This is a genomic window from Ekhidna sp., assembly GCF_965228795.1.
Taxonomy (GTDB): Bacteria; Bacteroidota; Bacteroidia; order Cytophagales; family Cyclobacteriaceae; genus Ekhidna.
Window position 1 is genome coordinate 1,696,452 of the sequence record NZ_OZ245839.1, and the last position, 21,195, is coordinate 1,717,646.

17 protein-coding genes are annotated in these 21,195 nt (G+C 39.9%); 9 read left to right on the plus strand and 8 right to left on the minus strand.

The window, feature by feature from the left end:
- Nucleotides 1-27: 27 nt before the first annotated feature.
- The 5 genes from acnA to ACQK2H_RS07755 all read right to left on the minus strand — a co-directional run bounded on the left by acnA (nucleotide 28) and on the right by ACQK2H_RS07755 (nucleotide 8,499).
- Nucleotides 28-2,763 carry an aconitate hydratase AcnA gene (gene acnA / locus ACQK2H_RS07735; RefSeq protein WP_425390861.1) on the minus strand — a complete coding sequence of 912 codons (2,736 nt, stop codon included), beginning with the start codon at nucleotides 2,761-2,763 and terminating at the stop codon, nucleotides 28-30.
- A 135-nt stretch (nucleotides 2,764-2,898) separates the two neighbouring features.
- Entirely contained in the window at nucleotides 2,899-3,561 is a 663-nt protein-coding gene (locus ACQK2H_RS07740; RefSeq protein ID WP_425390862.1) for a CPBP family intramembrane glutamic endopeptidase, read from the minus strand.
- A gap of 153 nt (nucleotides 3,562-3,714) precedes the next feature.
- Nucleotides 3,715-4,455: a LytTR family DNA-binding domain-containing protein gene (locus tag ACQK2H_RS07745; RefSeq protein ID WP_425390863.1), complete on the minus strand. Its 741-nt coding sequence runs from the start codon at nucleotides 4,453-4,455 to the stop codon at nucleotides 3,715-3,717.
- A 161-nt stretch (nucleotides 4,456-4,616) separates the two neighbouring features.
- Nucleotides 4,617-7,397 (minus strand): bifunctional aconitate hydratase 2/2-methylisocitrate dehydratase, encoded by a 2,781-nt coding sequence (locus tag ACQK2H_RS07750; RefSeq protein ID WP_425390864.1) that lies wholly within the window; start codon nucleotides 7,395-7,397, stop codon nucleotides 4,617-4,619.
- Between the two features lie 106 nt (nucleotides 7,398-7,503).
- Complete coding sequence (locus ACQK2H_RS07755) at nucleotides 7,504-8,499, minus strand: acyl-CoA reductase (RefSeq protein ID WP_425390865.1); 996 nt, start codon at nucleotides 8,497-8,499, stop codon at nucleotides 7,504-7,506.
- A gap of 96 nt (nucleotides 8,500-8,595) precedes the next feature.
- On the opposite strand from ACQK2H_RS07755, the gene ACQK2H_RS07760 reads away from it, so the two are divergent.
- Complete coding sequence (locus ACQK2H_RS07760) at nucleotides 8,596-8,940, plus strand: 4Fe-4S dicluster domain-containing protein (RefSeq protein ID WP_350216332.1); 345 nt, start codon at nucleotides 8,596-8,598, stop codon at nucleotides 8,938-8,940.
- On the opposite strand, the gene ACQK2H_RS07765 is transcribed toward ACQK2H_RS07760, so the two are convergent.
- The gene (locus ACQK2H_RS07765; protein ID WP_425390866.1) at nucleotides 8,941-9,840 is read right to left on the minus strand and encodes a DUF58 domain-containing protein; all 900 of its coding nucleotides are present in this window, start codon (nucleotides 9,838-9,840) and stop codon (nucleotides 8,941-8,943) included.
- A 113-nt stretch (nucleotides 9,841-9,953) separates the two neighbouring features.
- On the opposite strand from ACQK2H_RS07765, the gene ACQK2H_RS07770 reads away from it, so the two are divergent.
- Together ACQK2H_RS07770 and ychF are read left to right on the plus strand one after the other, a co-directional pair.
- Nucleotides 9,954-10,310, plus strand: a complete 357-nt coding sequence (locus tag ACQK2H_RS07770) for a DUF3276 family protein (protein ID WP_425390867.1) — start codon at nucleotides 9,954-9,956, stop codon at nucleotides 10,308-10,310.
- Between the two features lie 127 nt (nucleotides 10,311-10,437).
- On the plus strand, nucleotides 10,438-11,535 hold the full coding sequence (ychF, locus tag ACQK2H_RS07775; RefSeq protein ID WP_425390868.1) for a redox-regulated ATPase YchF: 1,098 nt from the start codon (nucleotides 10,438-10,440) through the stop codon (nucleotides 11,533-11,535).
- On the opposite strand, the gene ACQK2H_RS07780 is transcribed toward ychF, so the two are convergent.
- Nucleotides 11,536-12,828: a type IX secretion system plug protein domain-containing protein gene (locus ACQK2H_RS07780; RefSeq protein WP_425390869.1), complete on the minus strand. Its 1,293-nt coding sequence runs from the start codon at nucleotides 12,826-12,828 to the stop codon at nucleotides 11,536-11,538.
- A gap of 80 nt (nucleotides 12,829-12,908) precedes the next feature.
- Here ACQK2H_RS07780 and ACQK2H_RS07785 point away from each other — a divergent pair, with 80 nt between their 5' ends.
- From ACQK2H_RS07785 to nspC, 6 genes are all read left to right on the plus strand, one after another.
- Nucleotides 12,909-13,466, plus strand: a complete 558-nt coding sequence (locus tag ACQK2H_RS07785) for an RNA polymerase sigma factor (protein ID WP_425390870.1) — start codon at nucleotides 12,909-12,911, stop codon at nucleotides 13,464-13,466.
- Nucleotides 13,447-14,733: an outer membrane beta-barrel protein gene (locus ACQK2H_RS07790; RefSeq protein WP_425390871.1), complete on the plus strand. Its 1,287-nt coding sequence runs from the start codon at nucleotides 13,447-13,449 to the stop codon at nucleotides 14,731-14,733. The genes ACQK2H_RS07785 and ACQK2H_RS07790 overlap by 20 nt, the downstream gene beginning before the upstream one ends.
- 74 nt (nucleotides 14,734-14,807) lie before the next feature.
- Nucleotides 14,808-17,483: a DUF5916 domain-containing protein gene (locus tag ACQK2H_RS07795; RefSeq protein WP_425390872.1), complete on the plus strand. Its 2,676-nt coding sequence runs from the start codon at nucleotides 14,808-14,810 to the stop codon at nucleotides 17,481-17,483.
- Between the two features lie 41 nt (nucleotides 17,484-17,524).
- The gene (locus tag ACQK2H_RS07800) at nucleotides 17,525-18,730 is read left to right on the plus strand and encodes a saccharopine dehydrogenase C-terminal domain-containing protein (RefSeq protein WP_425390873.1); all 1,206 of its coding nucleotides are present in this window, start codon (nucleotides 17,525-17,527) and stop codon (nucleotides 18,728-18,730) included.
- Nucleotides 18,731-18,732: 2 nt separating this feature from the next.
- Entirely contained in the window at nucleotides 18,733-19,239 is a 507-nt protein-coding gene (locus ACQK2H_RS07805) for a DinB family protein (protein ID WP_425390874.1), read from the plus strand.
- Nucleotides 19,236-20,351 (plus strand): carboxynorspermidine decarboxylase, encoded by a 1,116-nt coding sequence (gene nspC, locus ACQK2H_RS07810; protein WP_425390875.1) that lies wholly within the window; start codon nucleotides 19,236-19,238, stop codon nucleotides 20,349-20,351. Before ACQK2H_RS07805 ends, nspC begins: the two co-directional genes overlap by 4 nt.
- Nucleotides 20,352-20,531: 180 nt before the next feature.
- Here nspC and ACQK2H_RS07815 read toward each other — a convergent pair whose 3' ends face one another.
- Nucleotides 20,532-21,110 (minus strand): hypothetical protein, encoded by a 579-nt coding sequence (locus ACQK2H_RS07815; protein ID WP_425390876.1) that lies wholly within the window; start codon nucleotides 21,108-21,110, stop codon nucleotides 20,532-20,534.
- Between the last annotated feature and the right edge of the window lie 85 nt (nucleotides 21,111-21,195).

The window sequence follows — 21,195 nt, forward strand, 5'->3', positions numbered from 1 at the left end:
GTTTTTTTCGATTCGGTCTATTTGTCCTTAATTCTCCTTCAGAAAGTTCCGAAGAACATAATTCAAGATTCCTCCATGCTTGTAGTATTCTACATCCACACCGGAATCCAGTCGTACCTTTGCTTTGAATTCAATCTTAGTACCATCTCCTTTGGTTGCGGTCACATGCACCATTTTACCCGGAGTTAAATTCTCTGATATTCCATTTATATCGTAGGTTTCCTTACCATCTAACCCGAGGGTATCTTGAGTCTCACCTTCAGCGAATTGAAGGGGCAAAACACCCATGCCAACTAAATTGGAGCGGTGGATCCGTTCGTAACTTTCGGTAATCACTGCTTTTACTCCTAAAAGTTGGGTTCCTTTAGCAGCCCAGTCACGTGAGGATCCTGACCCATATTCTTTTCCTCCGATCACCACCAGTGGAGTGCCTTCCTCCTGATACTTCATAGAGGCATCAAATACGGTCATTTCTTCACCTGTAGGTTGATAGGTGGTCCAGCCACCTTCTCGGGATGCCAGCTTGTTTTTAATTCGAACGTTGGCAAAGGTCCCTCGCATCATTACCTCATGGTTTCCTCTTCTGGAACCGTAGGAATTAAAGTCTTTCTTATCAACATTGCGATCAACAAGGTATTGACCTGCCGGATGTTCCGGTAAAAATTTACCAGCAGGTGAGATGTGGTCGGTAGTAACCATGTCACCAACCTGAAGCAATACTTTTGCACCTTTGATATCATCTGGATCTGGAACATCTTCAGAAATATTTTTGAAGAATGGCGCTTCCTGAATGTATGTTGATTTGCTGTCCCATTCATATGTCTGACCGGTTGGTGCAGAAAGATTTCTCCAGGTATCATCCCCATCAAAAATGGTTTCGTAATTATCCTTGTAGTCTTCCGGACTTAGCACACTGGTCATTACCTCATCTATTTCCTGAGAGGTAGGCCAGAGATCTTTTAGATAAACCTCATTGCCATCCTTGTCTCTACCCAGTGGCTCATTATTCATATCAAAGTCAGTATGCCCTGCAAGTGCGTAAGCTACCACCAGCATTGGTGAAGCCAAGAAGTTCATTTTAATGTTTGGGTGAATACGTGCTTCGAAGTTTCTGTTACCTGAAAGCACTGAACTCACTACCATATCATTCTCGATTACCGCCTTTTGCACAGATGGGATCATGTCTCCGGAGTTACCGATGCAAGTGGTACAACCGTATCCTACTGTATAAAACTTTAAATCTTCTAAATATGAAAGCAGATTTGATTTCTCCAGGTATTCGGTAACTACCCGTGATCCCGGAGCTAATGAGGTCTTAACCCAAGGTTTAACTTTCAGCCCTAATTCTGATGCTTTTTTAGCTACTAGTCCGGCACCTATCATTACACTTGGATTGGAAGTATTGGTACATGAAGTGATTGCAGCTACTACAACTGACGCATCTGAAAGGGCGTAATCTTTTCCGTCGATGTTCACATCTACACTTCGAACTCCGTTTTTGTTCTTGACAGTAGGTGCAGGCATGCCGCCTTCATTTGCCCAATCGGCCGTTCGATCTGCAATAGAGATGTATTCTCTACCCTGCTCCTTCAGTAGACCAATGACTTTCTCTTTAGCTTCTCGCAATAGGATTTTATCCTGAGGCCGCTTAGGTCCGGAAATGGTTGGCTCAACAGTTCCTAAATCCAACTCTACAACATCCGTATATTCAATTTCGGCATTATCATCTCTCCAAAGCATATTGGTTTTTGCATACGCTTCCACCATGTCAATGTGATCCTCGGTGCGACTGGTATTTCGCATGTAATCAAGGGTACGTTGATCAATTGGCCAGTGGGTATCTGTACATCCAAACTCTGGTGACATGTTGGAAATAGTAGCCCGATCCGTAACGGCCAGGTTTTCAAGTCCCGGGCCGAAAACTTCGACAATTTTTCCTACTACACCATAATCTCTTAAAAGCTTCGTAATAGTAAGTACCAGGTCAGTGGAGGTCGTTCCTTCTTTCATTTTGCCTGTAATCTTCAGTCCAATAACCTGCGGCAGGATCATGTAAATAGGCTGTCCAAGCATGGCAGCTTCCGCTTCTATACCTCCAACACCCCAGCCAAGTACACCAATACCGTTTACCATCGGTGTATGAGAGTCAGTACCTACAAGTGTATCAGGGAATAAATAGCCATCTCGTTCAATGACTCCTTTTGCCAGATACTCAAGGTTTACCTGGTGGCATATTCCCATTCCAGGAGGAACTACTGAGAAGTTTGTGAATGCTTGTTGTCCCCACTTTAGAAGTTTATATCGTTCTTCATTTCTTTCATATTCAAGATCCACGTTTTTCTGATAAGAATCAGCTGCACCGAAAAAATCAACAACTACTGAGTGGTCAATGACCATATCTGCTGGTACTACCGGGTTAGTTTTGCTGGTGTCTTTTCCTTTTCGTGCAACTTCTGCCCGAATCGACGCAATGTCAACAACAGCAGGCACACCGGTGAAATCTTGCATCAATACCCTTGCCGGGCTATACGGAATGTCTTTTTTTCCTGCAGTTTCTTTCCAATTAAGCACCGTTTCAATATGATCCTCAGTGACTGCAAATCCGTCATAGTTTCGGATGACGTTTTCTAAAAGGATTCGAATGGAGTAGGGGAGTTTTTTAACGACTGACTTGTTTTTTGCCAATTCAGAAAGGCTAAAATACTTGTGTTCTCCTAATCGACTTGATAGTTGTTTTTCAATTCCTAGAAAATCTTGAGGCATTCGGTTTGGCATTTAAAGGTTAAACAATTTGTAAAATAACCATTTATGCACTGAAATGGTTCGAGGAGAAGATTTTTGATAGCAAGTCAGCCAAGTTTACATAAAGACACCAATCTAATGGCTGTTACTATGAAATCATGTCATGCCAAAATAAATGCATGCTAAAGCGAATGTGTCAAAAAAGCCATGTACAGCAATGACGAACCATAAATCGTATTTACGTAGGTAGAAAATCGTGGCTAAGAGCGCCCCAATAACTCCCGCAACAAGTTGCCCTGTGATGCCTTGATAGCCATGCATAAAACCAAAAAATGAACTTAGCAGGACGATATTCAATAGAATGCTAACCTTACTTTCTCCAAAGAACTTCACAAGTTGCCTCATGAAGTAACCTCGAAAAATAATTTCTTCTCCAAATGCCGCAGTGGCCCATACTACTATGAGGGCAATTAAACATCCTTGGAGATTTCCTTCCAATCGATCAAAGCTTGAATAATCAATAGGAACTCCAGTGAGCTTAGTAATTCCAGGAACCACGACAAAAACATAAAAAGCAAAGAGTGCTAAGCTGATCAAAGGGGCTAGTACAAGGATGTTCTTTAGAGTGAATTTTTCACACCGAAATCCAAGTCTAAAAAATGGTTTTCCTCCGAATTCCAGATAGTTGGCAAAAATGATCAATATTGAAATCAAGATGTTCTCTAATGGATTTCTAGGAATAGGCCCGAACCATATGAAGATGATCATTGAAGTAGTAATAAATGGAATAAGTATTTGCCGTAAAGTGAATTTGTTCATGGTCTTTTTGTTTTTCGATTTGAGACAAAACTGAATCGAAAAACTTCTCTATTGAGTTTTTTTAGAGGTTTAGGTATGAAATTGCTCCTTTTAGGTATAAAAAAAGGCGCAAAAAATAGCCTGGTACCAAAGCCTAGGTTTCAGGTATGAAAATCAGCAGGGTAGCAGTTCCTTTTTGAAGGTTTTAGCAACGGGTAGCTCCAGTTCGGTCAGGCATATAGTGCTTGAGTTCTTCCAGGATTTGAAGTGAGATGGATTAATGAGGTGTGACCGGTGAACTTGAAGTAAGAAATCAAATTCTTCTTTAAGATTCTTTAAAGAGGTTCGTAAGAGTTTGGAATGAAGTGCTTCGCTTTGAATGTAAAAAACCTCAACATAATTCTGCGCATTAGATACGCAAATCAATTCTGATTGCTTAATTTTTAAAATGTCTAGTTTGTTATCACCCTTTATGGTCAGTATATTTTCCTTAGTAGGTAAAAGCTTGATGAGGTAACTTCTAGCAATGGCTAAAATGGTGAGGTTGACAATGGCCGCTTTCATCATGACTTCTGTATTCCATTCAAGAAAAGTATATCCCCCGGTGATTAACGGACTCTTATACAACGCGAAAGTGCCTACTGTGTGTAGGATGTAGAAAAGTAAGAGTATAGAGATTTCAAGGCCAATTGACCATCTTTTTAATTTGACATAAACCGCTTTTTGAACAACAGCGATGAGTGCGTATGTAAAGAACGCGATCACGTTGAATCCAACACTAGATCTGATCCAAAATATTAAACCCGTTGTATCATCACTAAATGGTTTTATCATCCACATGAACAGAAAACCCCACACAGCGAAGAGCAGGCCCACCAGTAAATGGTTTTTGATGGATGGATTCAGTTTGTTCATTTGAGATTAGTTGCGTGGATATTCTTTACTGTTGCCGGCAAGTATATAAAAAGCAATCAACTAAAAATGATGGAAGGTATTAATAGAATTTGGAGTGACCAACTTTTATAAAAAAAGCCCGAATCAATGACTCGGGCTTCTGTTTTTATAGATTAGCTAAACTACGCAGCTACAAGCTTCTTGCTCGATGGCTTAAACTTAGTCAGGTCAATGCCTGCTACAGCAGCTTCATATTCTTGCATGGTAGGTGTGCGACCAAGGATCGTGGATAACACGACAACAGGAGTCGATGAGAGCAAAGATTCTCCTTTTTTCTCATCTGAATCTTTCACTACTCTACCCTGGAATAATCGGGTCGAAGTAGCCATGACCGTGTCACCCGGCTCAGCTTTTTCCTGGTTACCCATACATAGGTTGCATCCGGGACGCTCCAGGTACAACATGTTTTCGTATTTCGTGCGGGCAGCAGCTTTAGGTTTATTGTCATCAAATTCAAATCCTGAGTATTTCTGCAATACTTCCCAGTCACCTTCGGCTTTTAGCTCATCTACAATATTGTAAGTAGGAGGTGCAACAACTAAAGGAGCCTTGAACTCCACTTTTCCATGTTGCTGCTCGATGTTTTTCAGCATTTGTGCAAGAATCTTCATGTCTCCCTTGTGAACCATGCAAGAACCAACGAATCCAAGATCAACTTTTTTGGTTCCACCATAGTATGAAAGTGGTCTGATGGTATCGTGCGTATATCTTTTTGAGACATCTTCATTGTTTACGTCAGGGTCCGCAATCATAGGCTCACCTAGAATATCAAGATCCACAACTACTTCAGCATAATACTTTGCACTGGCGTCTGGGGTAAGCGCAGGTTTTTCTCCTGATCTGATTTCTGTGATTCGCTTGTTTGCTTTGTCAATGAGTCCTTGAAGCACTTGTTGCTCATTGTCCATGCCCTTGTCGATCATGATCTGGATTCTACCTTTTGCAATCTCCAATGATTCAATTAAGGTTTCATCTTCTGAAATACAAATAGAAGCTTTTGCCTTCATCTCAGCGGTCCAGTCCGTAAATGTGAAAGCTTGATCAGCAGTCAGTGTGCCAATATGTACCTCTATTACTCGACCCTGAAATACGTTTTCACCACCGAATTGCTTTAGCATTTGCTGTTGCGTAGCATGAACCACATCTCGGAAGTCCATGTAAGATTTCATCTCTCCTTTGAAAGTCACTTTTACTGATTCCGGGATAGGCATTGAAGCTTCCCCGGTTGCAAGCGCTAATGCCACCGTACCTGAGTCAGCTCCAAAAGCGACACCTTTTGACATTCGTGTATGTGAATCACCTCCAATGATGATATCCCAGTCATTAACGGTGATGTCATTCAATACTTTATGAATCACATCGGTCATGGCCGGATATACTCCTTTCGGATCACGTCCTGTGATAAGTCCGAAATCATTCATGAATTTCATTAGCTTAGGAATGTTCGCTTGTGCTTTTTTATCCCAAACAGAAGCTGTGTGGCACCCTGACTGATAACCGGCATCCACAATCGGAGATATGATAGTAGCTGCCATCGACTCCAATTCCTGTGCAGTCATTAGGCCTGTTGTATCCTGCGATCCTACAATATTTACTTCTACACGTACATCCGATCCGGCATGCAATGTTTTACCAGGGGTAGTTCCAACGGCATTTTTATTGAAGATCTTCTCAACAGCTGTAAGCCCTTGACCTTCTTTTGAAACCTCCTTCGATGGAGCAAAAACGGTTGGCGCTTCTATACCTAATGTCTTAGCTGCAAATGTTTGTAGCTTCTTCCCGAAAACAACTGCATAGGAACCTCCCGCCCGAATAAATTCAAGTTTCTGAGGCGTCAAAGAGGCGGAGATGTCAATCAACTCCTGATCTCCTTTGAATAGCTTTTTCTTTTTAGTGTTGATGGTAAGCACGGTACCAGTTGCTACCGAGTATACTTCTTCCAAAACTGGCTCCCCATTTTCATCAACAACAATGTTTCCATCTGCATCAGTCTTTTTCCTCCAATTTTTCAAGTCAATGCCAATACCGCCTGTAACTCCAACGGTAGTTAAAAAGATCGGTGAAATGCCATTCGTTCCGGCAATGATCGGAGCAATGTTAACAAACGGTACATATGGACTGGCCTGGATACCCGTCCAAAGTGCTACGTTGTTTACACCTGACATTCTGGAAGAACCAACTCCCATCGTTCCTTTTTCTGCAACCAACATCACACGCTTATCAGGGTGCTGCTCTTTTATAGCTTTTAGCTCATTCTGTTTTTCCTTGTTGTGTTCAAAAATGGAGTGTCCGTGCAGCTCTCTGTCAGATCTGGAATGGGCATCTGCTCCGGGAGAAAGCAAGTCGGTAGATATATCTCCTTCCCCGGCAATGAAAGTAACGATCTTAATTTCTTCTTCTACTTCAGGAAGCTGGGTAAAAAATTCAGCCTTTGCGTAACTCGCTAATAGTTCCTTCGCGATTTCATGGCCGTTTTCAAAAGCTTCCTTTAACCGATCGTAATCTGCATCATATAAGAATACCTGCGTCTTCAGCACATCAGCTGCTTGCTTAGCAGTGGTTTCATTATCATCCAATGCAATATCAAGAAGCACCTCAATGGATGGACCACCTTTCATGTGAGAAAGCAATTCAAAAGCGAAAGAAGGAGTGATTTCTTCCACAACCGATTCACCAAGTATGATTTCCTTTAAAAACTTTGCCTTTACAACCGCTGCAGGTGTAGTTCCGGGCAAGGTGTTGTAAATGAAGAATTGAAGCGCGTCTGCATGATGAGCATTGTCAGTGTCTTTGATTAATTCAATGATCTCACGTAGCAATTCACCACCATCGATTGGCTTTGGTTGAAGCCCCTGAGCTTTTCTTTCTTCTATTTCCTTGATGTATTCGTTGTATGTATTCATTCTAAATTCTTTCGCTGTTCATATCCCGACTAAAAGCGAGCAAAAATAATTGATTTCAATTTTGATTTCGATACCTCAATCAAAATTGAAATAGACGTAAGAATTCTTACAATTCTGACAAAAACTTAAGCGTATTCACATCATCTGCATAGTCCCATAATTCAGGTCGTTGGGCTTTGCCAAAAGGGATGTAATCTTTTCCAACAATGCATTGAATCTTATCTTTTTGATCTGTAAGAATCGTTTCTAAGCGTTGTTTATCGTCATATTCCTGATGAAAAAGTACACCTATGGGTGACACCAGATTATCATTACTGGTAACAAGTAGAAATCCGGTATCCAGATGAGGGGTTTTGTTTACCAAATAGATGGATTTATAATAATCGTAATTATTACGGTATTTATTGTGATTTGCGATATCGCTGAATGGCTCGAAGTGAGGAAAGATTTTTGTTAAATCGAATCCTTTAGGAGTGAATACTTTAGATACGTTGCGACATCCTAAACCAAAGTAGGAAAATATATCTGATCCTAATTCTTTGAAATCCTCCTCTGACTCCTCTCCGGTTAAAATTGCTACTGATGTCCTGTTTTTTCGAATGATGTGAGGAATATCCTTAAAATAATATTCAAAGTACCTGGCTGTATTATCACTACCGGTGGCAATAACAGCATCGATATTCGTAAGCTTTTCTCTTATTTCAATACTCTTTTTGAATCGTGGCTCAATTTCTAAAATCCAGTCTATGACTGTTCTGGTTAGGAACTCATCGTTGCTACTTGGTTTGATTGCTGCAAAATGTCCTGAGATCAATACAGATAGTAAATCATGAAACCCAACTAATGGAATATTTCCAGCCATTACTATCCCTACAACCTTAGGTATGATTGACTCAAAATCATATTTGGAAGTCCATGTGTTTAGCTTTTCTTCCTTCAGCATAAATGCAATTCCTGAGAATACATTTTGAATACTTTCCTTACTAAACCATCCGTTTCTTGATTGAGCTACGCTAGCTAATTCTTCAATTTCTTCGTCCGAAAGAGCGGCGAATTTTTCTCCTAGAAGTGTAAATGCCTTGATTTTATCTTGAATATTCATAAAAAAGTTGAAATAGTCTCTAAATGCGGGTTGGGCTGCAAACTTATTGGGTTTAATTTTGTTCCCTCATTTAGAACACGACAAAAAGTATTTTTTATGGCAATTATGATCACCGATGAATGCATCAACTGTGGTGCATGCGAACCCGAATGCCCAAATACGGCGATTTATGAGGGTGGAGTTGAGTGGAAATGGGCAGATGGTACTGATCTCCAGGATATTGAAATGGAAGATGGGTCTAAGGTAGATGCTAAAGAAGTACAGGAACCAGTTTCAGATGAGTTTTACTACATCGTTCCTGGTAAGTGCACTGAATGTACAGGCTTTCATGAAGAGCCTCAATGCGCTGCTGTATGCCCGGTGGATTGTTGTGTTCCGGATCCTGATTACGTAGAGTCAGAAGAAGAGCTGACAGCAAAGAAAGAGTGGTTACACTTGTAATCACCTCATTTTCTTACGCTTTATCAGGTAAGCCCCCAGGATTTTATCAAATGAATCGTTTGTATTGACTGGTACGAAATCTACTTTCATCATTCCACACTTAATCTTCAGGTCTTGATAGAATTTTGAAGTTTCCCTCCGATACTCGTCTTTGATGTCATGAGGATTGATTTTGATAGATTCCTTAGTTTCTAAATCTATGAACCTATAGGGGCGATCTTCAAATTCGAAGTTTAATTCGGTTTCATAATCAGATACATGAAATAAGATGACTTCATGTTTATTGTGCTTTAAATGCTGTAGTGCATTTAGTAATTCATCTTCATTGCTGTTTTGGAACATGTCAGAAAAAATCACCACCAATGATCGTTTATGGATTTTGTCTGCGATTTCATGTAGGACAGTAGAGATATTGGTTTTTCCTTCTGAAGTAGTTTGTTGAAGATCTGAAAGTTTAGTGAGTATGGTATTTAAGTGCGATTTAGTGCTTCTCAGGTCCGTTTCCTCTTCTATTTTGTCAGAGAACACAGATAGCCCCACCACATCTCTTTGCTTAGTCAGCAAATAAGACAGGGCTGATGCAGCAAAAATTGAAAATTTGAGTTTGTCCTTTCCGGGCTTAGGGTAATGCATAGAGGCAGAATTATCAATCAGAATTCTGCACCTTAAATTCGTCTCTTCCTCGTATTGTTTGGTGTATAAGCGATCAGTTCGGGAATACACCTTCCAATCGATGTGTCTGGTACTTTCACCAAAATTGTAGAGTTTATGCTCTGCAAACTCTACAGAGAAACCATGATAAGGAGACTTATGAAGTCCTGTGATAAAGCCATCAACTAGCTGCTTGGCAATTAATCCCAGGTTATCATATTGGTTAATTTCAGAGATGTTTGAAGTCATATGGTACTATTCAACGGCTAATCCGCCATTTGTTTTGCATATAAAAAATATAAAGCAGTATATTTAGCCCCGATTTTGGTAACAAACTAACACCTAACACAAAATTTTTACAAGTGGAAGATAATAACGAAAAAGGAAGAGACGAGATCTATTCTGAGAGAGTAAAGGCGGGAAAGCGTACATACTTTTTTGATGTGAAAGCGACACGGTCGAATGATTATTACTTGACGATTACGGAAAGTAAAAGGAAACCAAAAGACGATGGTTTTTTCTATGAAAAGCATAAAATTTTCTTGTATAAAGAAGATTTCAACAAATTTGTAAATGCACTTAATTCTACAGTGAATCACGTGAAGGATGAATTAATGCCTGAAGTTGATTTCACACAATTTGATAGAAACTCTGACGAGGAACATGCTGTAGCTAATGCAGAGGTATCCGATTCTGACTCAGACCTTAAGTGGGATTGATAAGATAATTTTTTTTAAGTATGAAGAGGAGAACCCTGTTCCGTACCTACGGGATCAGGGTTTTTTATTTTAATATCCAGTAGTTTTGCGCTCCGAAACAGAAATAAATACTCTTTAAGCAAATTCTATGGGATTACAGTGTGGAATCGTTGGTCTACCTAATGTAGGGAAATCAACACTTTTTAACGCATTATCTAACGCAAAAGCGGAAGCAGCAAACTTTCCATTTTGCACCATTGAACCCAATGTCGGAGTGATAACAGTGCCGGACGAGCGTCTCCAAATACTCACTGACCTGGTTAATCCGAAAAAAGTACTTCCTACTGTTATTGAATTTGTGGATATCGCAGGTCTGGTAAAAGGAGCTAGTAAAGGAGAAGGGTTGGGAAATCAATTTCTAGCAAACATTCGCGAAGTAGATGCTATAATTCATGTAATCCGATGCTTTGATAATGACAACATCGTTCATGTTTCTGGAAAAGTGGATCCTATTGAAGACAAAGAAGTTATAGATACTGAGCTTCAGTTAAAGGATCTTGAATCCATTGATAAGCGAATCGAACGAGTGCAAAAAATTGCTAAATCCGGAGACAAGGATGCAAAAGCTGAATATGATGTTCTTTTGAAATTCAAGACCCATCTGGAAAGTGGTCAAAACGCTCGATCTCTTGAGATGGATAAGGAGCAAAGGGCCTGGGTTAAGACATTACAATTGCTAACGAATAAGCCGATTATTTATGTTGCAAATGTGGATGAGGAGTCCATTAACACCGGCAATGAATGGAGTAAGAAGTTAGAAGAAAATATTAAAAATGAGGATGCTCAGTTGATCCTAGTTTCAGCCGGTCTGGAGGAGCAAATTGCAGAATTTGATGATCCGGAAGAGAAACAGATGTTTTTGGAAGAGTATGGATTGAAGGAATCAGGTCTGAACAGACTCATCAAAGCTTCTTATTCGCTACTCGATTTGATTACCTATTTCACTGCAGGGGAGACCGAGGTGCGTGCATGGACTATCAAAAAAGGGTGGAAGGCGCCACAGGCTGCCGGTGTGATTCACACAGACTTTGAAAAAGGATTTATCAAGGCTGAGGTAATCAAAATACCTGATTATCAGCAATATAAAACGGAAGCCGGATGTCGTGAGGCAGGTAAACTATCCATTGAAGGAAAGGAATATGTAGTGAAGGATGGAGATGTGATGCATTTTAGATTCAATGTATAATTACTGCTCAACTGATCTAAAACGCTTGTAACCAATCAGCTCATCATTGATGTTTCCGGGTTTGCGATAGTAAACCAAAATTTCATATTCATTCTCAGTTAGTAAATGACTACCTTCAAAGTGATAAGGTATAACATCTTCACTTTGCACAAAATACAAATACTCATAATATCCCTGCTTTAGAATTAATGAGGTTTGATATCTGCCCGGCCCGTTATCGTTGGTATATCTCATTCGGTTTTTATCTGTTAGTCGCCAGTTATTAAATCTTCCAGTTACATAAACATCTCCTGCTATGGGTTCTGACTTAAGATTAAAAACCACCTGTGCATAGTCTGCATTGAGATTGCCCTCTCCCGGATCATTGTTTTGAACAATGAAATTCCCATTGATATCCTGAAAATTTTGGGTGTAGGTGATGTTTCCTCGGGTACCATCAAGCTTCAGGGGAGCTACTATTTTGGTTCCTGTATTGGTGATTCTACCTACATTTCTTCCGGCAACACTGAGTGTTCTGAGATCTGCAAATCGAAACTCATTCCATCCATAAAAATTCGTTTTTAAGTCAAGATGTCTGTATTCCACATAGCCATCGTTGGCTCGAATGAGCGTTGGTTCTACATTTCTGATTGCTGTTCGCCAGTTGTGATTCTGGAGTAAGACAGTACTTATATCCTGAATCGGAGAGTTTACCTGAAGGTTTCCGTATCGGACTCCATATTCTATTTGCTGGTTTTCTTCCCTTTTGTCAATGGTTGTACTAATTCTGACTGTATGATCAATCGAGGCAATCGGGTTCACAACCATAAATTTTCGAGTCAGAATGAGGTCGTCGGGATTAGCGCGTCTAAAAACTGCGACAATGTAGTTACCGGATAGGAAAGGTTTAGGTATTTGAAAACGATAATTAATGTACGGTTGAACAGTATTGACTGAGTAATCAAAATCAGTGACTCGATAATTGTTGATTTCGTTTAGAAATTCCATATCCCTCAACCGTGATTGTGTCCAGTCTTTATTGCAATGGTAGATTTTAGCACTTAAGTTTTCGAATTGATCTGTCAGAAGATCGAAAGTTAAAATGAGTTGCTCTGAGTCATTTTGAGTTACAATTGGGTTTTCTAGTTCTTTGGCCTGACCGTTTTCGATTGGAAGCACATTGGTAAAACCCACCATGTTCTCATATTCGTAATTATCAAAAATTATTTTTTTATTCTGTACAGATTGTTGGGGTACAATGGGTTCACATTGTACTAATAGAAAACAAATTGTAATTATCGTCAGGTTCTTCATATCTTTAGAGGTACTAAAATCCCAAATTAGAGATTGCAACTATAATAAACAGCATTGGGTCTATTTAAATGCCAACATGAATGTCGGTTTCTGAAGAAAAATTGATTAAAGGTTGCCAAAAAGGCAAAAGAGAATACCAACAAGCACTTTATGACAAGTATTGTGATGGTATGTATCTCGTGGCTTTAAGGTATTCGAAAGCACAGCAGGAAGCGGAAGATATTTTGCAGGAGGCTTTCATAAAGGTTTTTAAGAATATTAAAAAATTCAGGAAAGACTCTTCATTGGCGTACTGGATAAAGCGAATAGTTGTGAATACAGCACTGAATCATCAACGTAGCAAACTTTATCTCTATCCTATGGTCGATGTAAATGACCTGGATAGTTGGAGTGAGAAAGAGTCTGCGATTTCAGCGCTAAGCTATGACGAACTATTAGATCTGATCAGGCAGTTGCCAACCGGCTGCCAGGTTATTTTCAACCTATTCGCGATTGAAGGATTTAAGCATCATGAGATAGCAAAGAAGTTGAAGATTAGTGAAGGCACTTCCAAATCTCAATACTCCAGAGCTAAATCATTACTTGCGGAAAAGGTCATGCAGAGAGACAAGATAAGATATGGGTCCGGAGAGCTTTGAAAATAGCATCCAAAAAAAGTTTGAGAATCAAACGATAAAAGCGCCAGAACGTGTTTGGGAAAACATTGAAAACGCCCTAAATGCTGAATTTGTGGCGGTATACGCGTCACAACATTCTATCTATAAATGGGTGTCTGTAGCTGCAGTATTTATTGCTGTTCTTCTACTTGGAGTTCTTGTCTTCCCAATAAACTCCGAAGTAAAGCAACAAAGTAGCAACTCATATAATGCACTGTTAGAGAATGATTGGGATTATTCAAATTACTATTATTCATCAGAGGCATATGAGCCTGTTTCATTCAATTTCACACCAGTATCAATTTCTCCTGAGCAAGAGGAAAAAACGGGACAATTTGAAAACATTTTAACTACCGAAAAAAGCAGAATTTTAGTTCTCGATTCACGAAAGTTAGACCTTCCTCAAGCAGATGTTGAAGCTGAAATTTACCCATACTACTTCGCTGGGGTTGCATATACAAAGAGTAAGAAAGCCTCTACAAAAGATAATCAGAAGATGTGGGCAGGTGTTGAAGCCGGAGCGGGTACATTCAATGCAGACTTTGCAGGATCGGGAGTTCTATCAAACTCTCTGAAACCAGCGGGACTTGCTTCAGCAGTTGGTTCTGGTAATTTCGTCAATCCAACAACTAATATTCAACAGGAAATGGAAGAAGGAATTGCGACTTCTATTGGAATTGATTTTGGTGTGGCATTGGGAAAAAGGTGGACACTTGAAAGTGGACTTGCCTATACCAGTATGGATAATAGAGGTTCAGCCTCAATCAATGTTCTTGATGTATATACAATTGATAATCAGGATTTGATAAACGAAAATGGTGGCATTGATGATGGAGTTCAACCGGGATTTAGTTCTAGGGAAGCGACCATTGAGATTGAGGAAAACTATGATCACCAAATCGACTTAAACAATAACGTGCAGTTTGCCTCCATTCCACTTAAGGCTGGTTACTTTGTTTTAAATAAGAAAATTAGCCTGAGGGTGAATGCCGGATTATCAGCGAATTACCTGGTGGAGGGTAATTTATCTGACCCAACTCGTGAAATTTTGAATAGTGATGAATTGAACTTGTACAACGAATGGTCATTTGACGGTGTAGGAGGTTTCGAATTTGGATATTCACTCTTCGATAAGTTTGATCTAACAGTAGAGCCAAACTACAGGCATTCAATCACTCCAATCAGTAATTCAGTTAATTCTCCATCAAGAATCATTGTACAGACAGGCTTTAGATATACCCTGAAGTAGCCTTCCATCATTAAAAAGTCCTATTTCGCATAAAAGATGTAACCTCTCATCACAGATAGAGTATCTCAAAGAGGATGCAACATTTTTATGGTGTTGCTTCTTTTACTGGTCAACTAACTCAAAACATGCGCTCTACTGGACTACTATCTTTTGGCCTTTGGTCATTATTGTGTTTTAGCGGCTTTTCTCAAACAGAACTTCCCTCGAAAAAGTCCTATACCACTGCATGGGCAGAAAGTCCGATTGTATTAGATGGAAAATTAGATGATGATGCCTGGGGTCAGGTAGAATGGGGCGGAGACTTTGTTGGTCATCGTCCGGAATACAATGTAGCTCCTAAGCAACAAACTCAGTTTAAAATTTTATATGACGCTAAGTTCCTTTATGTGGGGATTAGAGCTCATGATACCGAACCAGAGAAGATCGTTGAGCGAATGTCACGTAGAGATGGTTTCGACGGTGACTTTGTTGAAATAAACATTGACAGCTACTTCGATAAGCGGACAGCTTTTTCATTTACAGCCTCAGTTTCGGGAGTAAAAGGAGATGAATATGTTTCTAATAATGGTGATGATTGGGACTCTACCTGGGATCCTATATGGTATTTGAGGACAAGTATTGATGATAAGGGCTGGATTGCTGAGTTTAAAATCCCACTTTCTCAACTGCGCTTTGCTAATAAAGAAAATCATACCTGGGGTATTCAATTCACTCGTAGAATTTTTCGGGAAGAGGAGCGATCTACCTGGCAACCTGTTGACCCCAATGCACCAGGATGGGTTCATTTGTTCGGTGAATTGAACGGTATTAAAGGAATAAAGCCTCAGAAACAATTAGAGATACAGCCTTATGTACTAGCATCGTTAGAAAAATATCCCAAAGACGAAGAAAACCCGTTTAGAAATTCAGGTAAGGAATTTACAGGTAATCTAGGGTTAGATGCTAAAGTTGGAATTACCTCAGATATTACCTTGGACTTAACGTTCAATCCAGATTTTGGACAAGTTGATGCAGACCCCTCAGCAGTTAATCTATCTGCTTTTCAGCTTTTCTTTAGAGAGCGACGACCTTTCTTTTTAGAAGGTAGCAATTTGCTTTCATTTAGGACGAGTGGTGGCCCGAATAATCTGTTCTACTCCAGACGGATAGGTGGGAGGCCTCATGGATCCCCTGAAAATGTGGAGTACATTGATTACCCAAATAATACCCGAATTCTCGGAGCAGCTAAAGTTACCGGTAAGAACGCCAAAGGATTTTCTTGGGGACTGTTAGAGTCGGTTACTAATGAGGAACATGCTAATGTAGTCTATGAAAACGGTGAAAGAGGACAAGAAAGGGTTGAGCCATATACCAATTTTTTAGTCGGAAGGGTTCAGCAAGATATTGATGGAGGCAAGACAGTCGTAGGAGCGCTGGCTACCCATGTAAAGAGATTTGATAATAGTGGCAATGGATTGGAATACCTTCACGATAATGCAACCAGCGCAGGAATAGATCTGGATCACAATTTCAAAGACAGAAAATATGGTATGGAGTTCAAGGCGATGTTTAGTAGGGTAGAGGGGACGCAGGGTGCTATTTATAATACCCAAACCGCATCAGAAAGATTTTTCCAGCGGCCGGACAATAACCACAAGGATGTAGACACTACACGAACAGTATTGACAGGATCGGCAGCAACGTTTTCCTTTGGCAAGAGGAGTGGTAACTGGAGGTGGACTGTAGGATCCAATTTTAAGTCTCCTGAACTCGCTTTAAATGATGCCGGATTTTTACGCCAGACAGATGATATTAATAATTGGTTCTGGACCCAGTATAGAGTGAATAAAGTAACGAATACGTTCCGTTGGCAGAACTATAATTTTTATGCGGAATACAATAATGATTTTGGCGGAGCAGTGACAAACAGGGGAATGAATTTCAATATGAACTGGGAGTTTAAAAACTACTGGGGATTTGGACAGGGTGTTTGGGTAGGCGGTACCAGAGTATCAAATGCAGACCTAAGAGGAGGACCTTCTATCAAATATCCCGGGAATGTTAATTATTGGTATTGGATAGGCACTAACAGTCGAAAGAATTTTAGAGTATCTTTCAATAATTGGTTCAACTGGGGTCAAAACGATTTCAGAAAAAGCTCAGGAATATCAGTTAATTTAAATCTAAGGGCTTCTGATGCACTTCAAATCTCTATTTCTCCAAATATCAACTGGAACAGAAACGACTTACAGTACATCACCCAGCAAGAGTTTAATGGTGAAATGAGATATCTGCTCGGCAGAGTGGAGCAAGAGACATATAGTATGTCAATAAGGGCTAACTATAACATTACACCCAATCTGACACTGGAATTCTGGGGCCAGCCTTTTATTGCGGCCGGAGAATACAGCCAGTTTAAAAGAGTACATCTACCGAATGCTGAAAACTACTCCAGTAGATTCTACATTTTTGATGCATCTGAAATTAATTATGACGAATCTGAAGGTATATATGAAGTGTTTGAAAATGGAGACAATGAGCCGGACTATACTTTTAATGATCCCAATTTTAATATTGTTCAGATTCGTTCAAATTTCGTGATGAGATGGGAGTATATTCCCGGATCAACTTTGTTTTTGGTGTGGGCAAATAATGGATCCTACTTTGACCAATCCCGTAATAACAGTTTCAGTGATCTTTCCTCTCAACTTACAGGTCTTTCCGGAAACAATACTTTCTTGATTAAATACACCTATCGATTTATTCTTTGATACAGTTCCTGCTAAATTTGGACAAATCTTAAATATCAAATATGTCCAAAGTAGTAATCATTGGAGCAGGAGGAGTTGGGCGAGTAACCGCCTTCAAATGCGCTCAGAATACGGATGTCTTTTCAGAGATCGTTCTTGCATCTCGTACAAAATCGAAATGTGATGATATCGCCGCTGATGTGAAAAAACAGCATGGTGTGACGATTGAAACTGACCAGGTTGATGCTGATCATGTCGATCAGGTAGTGGCATTGTTCAAAAAACATCAACCAAAAATGGTGATTAATGTAGCCTTGCCTTATCAGGATCTAACCATCATGGATGCTTGCCTTGAAGCAGGGGTGCATTACCTCGATACGGCAAACTATGAGCCACCAGAAGAAGCAAAGTTTGAATACAAATGGCAATGGGCATATCAGGATAAATTCAAGAATGCAGGCCTTACAGCCGTTTTGGGGTGTGGCTTTGATCCAGGGGTAACAGGCGTGTTTACTTCTAGAGCTGCAAAACACTTTTTTGATGAAATCCATTACCTGGACATTGTGGATTGTAATGCAGGAGATCATGGAAAAGCCTTTGCTACCAATTTTAATCCTGAGATCAATATCAGAGAGATTACTCAAAAAGGAAAATATTGGGAAGATGGAAAATGGGTAGAGACCAATCCTTTTGAATTTAGAAAGGAGTTAGAGTATCCAAATATTGGTAAGCGACCTTCATACTTGCTTTATCATGAAGAGTTGGAATCACTTGTAAAGAATTACCCAACAATTAAAAGGGCTCGCTTCTGGATGACCTTTGGAGATGAATACCTTACCCACCTCAGAGTGATTCAAAACATAGGTATGGCGTCAATAGAGCCGGTGAATTATGAAGGTAAAGAGATTGTTCCGCTTCAGTTTTTGAAGGCTGTGCTACCAAACCCGGGCGAGTTAGGTGAAAATTATGAAGGAGAAACATCCATAGGGTGTCGAATCAAGGGCATAAAAGACGGTAAAGAGAAAACGTATTATATCTGGAATAACTGTAGCCACAAAGCTGCATACGAAGAAACAGGCGCACAAGGAGTATCCTATACCACTGGAGTTCCTGCAATGATTGGAGCCTATATGATGCTCACTGACAAGTGGACAGGTGCTGGCGTATTCAACGTAGAGGAGTTTGATTCCGATCCGTTCCTTGAAAAGCTCGCTACTTCAGGGTTGCCGTGGCATGAAAAACATGATATTGACCTGGGAATGGATTAATCATGATGGATATTCAAAAAGTACCTGAATTTTATAGGGGATATGTACAAATCCTTGGCGAGGGTGAGCTTGTGCCACTGTTGTTGAAAACAGGAGATGATTTCCTGGACTATTGCAAAAGGTTGACTGAACAACAAGGACTGTATAGATATGCTGAGGGAAAGTGGAGCATTAAGGAAGTGATTCAGCATGTCATTGACTCGGAGAGAATCTTTGCCTATCGCGTGTTATGCTTTGCTCGGAATGACAAAACAGAATTACCCGGATTTGAACAAGACGATTATGTGCCTGAGTCCAAAGCAAACAAAAGGTCCATTCATAGTTTGTTGACTGAATTTACCAGCGTAAGGGCAAGTACTGTTGATCTCTTCACTTCCATACCTGGTGATATAAGGCAAAGGGTGGGAGTGTCAAATGGAGTTGAAATGTCAGTAGAAACTCTCGGATTCATTATTTCCGGTCATCTAAAACATCATTTGAATATTATTCAAGAAAGGTACACTCAGTGAAAACACCGTCTCCATGTTATGTGCTTGATGAAAAGAAACTCATTCAAAACCTTGAGCTAATCAATAGTATTCAAAAGCAGGCAGGTGTTGAAATAATCCTGGCTTTCAAGGGTTTTGCAATGTGGGGGACGTTCCCATTGCTTAAAAAGTACATATCAGGCGCTACTGCAAGCTCTCTTAACGAGGTAAGGTTATGTAATGAAGAGATGGGTGTGAAGTCACATACGTATTGCGTGGCATATTCTAACGATGAATTCGATGAGATTGTATCAAAATCTTCTCACATCACTTTCAACTCGATTGCACAATACCAGAGGTTCATTGATCGTGTTCCTGAGGATGTTAGCGTTGGATTACGGGTAAACCCGGAGTGGTCTGATGTAGATACCGATTTATACAACCCTTCCAGTCCTGTTTCCAGGTTAGGTATTACCAGTGCGAATTTGGAAGAACTTCCGGATCGAGTTGAAGGACTTCATTTTCATGTTTTATGCGAATCTGACTCAGTAGCATTGGAACATGTTTTACATGCATTTGAAGAAAAATTTGGTCATTTCCTCTCTCAAGTAAAATGGGTGAATATGGGAGGAGGACATTTGATGACTCGCGAGGGGTATGATACGAATCATTTGATTGATCTTTTAAAGAAATTCAAGGAAAGGCATCAGATAGATATCATACTGGAACCAGGCAGTGCCTTTGCATGGCAGACCGGAGATCTGTACACAACAGTGTTGGATGTAGTGGAAAATGGAGGAAAAAAAACCGCCATCTTTGATGGTTCTTTTACATGCCATATGCCTGACTGTCTGGAGATGCCCTATCGACCAAAATTAGAATCGGGATCAGATACTAAAATTGAAGGATGGCATGCATATCGACTAGGAGGTGTTAGCTGTTTAGCAGGGGATTTTTTGGATGAATACTGGTTTGAAAAACCACTTAAGGAGGGAGATCCAATTATTTTCAAGGATATGATCCACTACACCATGGTTAAAACCAGTACATTTAACGGGGTTAAACATCCTTCGATCGGAATCAAAAGGGAGAATGGTGATTTTGACCTGATTAAAGAATTTGACTATTCCGATTTCAAAAACCGCCTTTCCTGAGAAAATAAGAGTGTGTCTAAAAAGGTCTTAAAGATATTAACCCGGAATATGGGATTAACTGTCATTCTGACGAAGGAAGAATCTCAGTATTTAGAAGTTTATGTAGTCTTTGCGGTGAGATCCTTCATAACTTCAGGATGACAGACTTTTTAAGATACTTAAAGGTAACTTTTCAACAAATCAATCCCTGAGCTTAGGCTCTAAGCTACCCCTCATGAACATGTTGTATTCTTTACATGATAGATATCCCTCACCAAGAGAGTAGGGGCATGTTTTATATACTTCATCGAAAATACCTTGCTGTACTACTACGCCGGAACCATGACAGACCGGGCAAAGCATTTTTTCCAGTCCTCCACAATCATATTCTGCAGACTCTAAATCGACGGTCAATTGTTCTGACTGGGAACGCTGAATTCTTAAATATTCGTCCTCTGCAAATTGCAAAAACTGAATGGCAGGTTCATAATATTTGCCTTTAGTACCCTTAAGTTGGATGTACTTATTTAACCAGTTGATACTTTGCTTGTATTTACCCAGGTGATAACTATTCCTACCAAAGAAATACGCCATTTCTGATGGAAGTTTTTCTTTGTTCTGAAGCACGAACTGAAAAAGTATTTGAGCACTATCATATTTCCCTGTAGCCATTAACTCTGCGCCGCGCTCCATCTTTTTTATGAGTTCAGATTCACGGACAATCTGGCCATACGAGATGATGGAGATAAACAATAGGGTATAAAAGATTAATTGCCTCATGAAGCTTTGATAACGACCGGAAAATTAAAATGGTTTGATGGGTTAAGTCTCACTCTATGCAAAAGATTAACCAATTTTATGATAG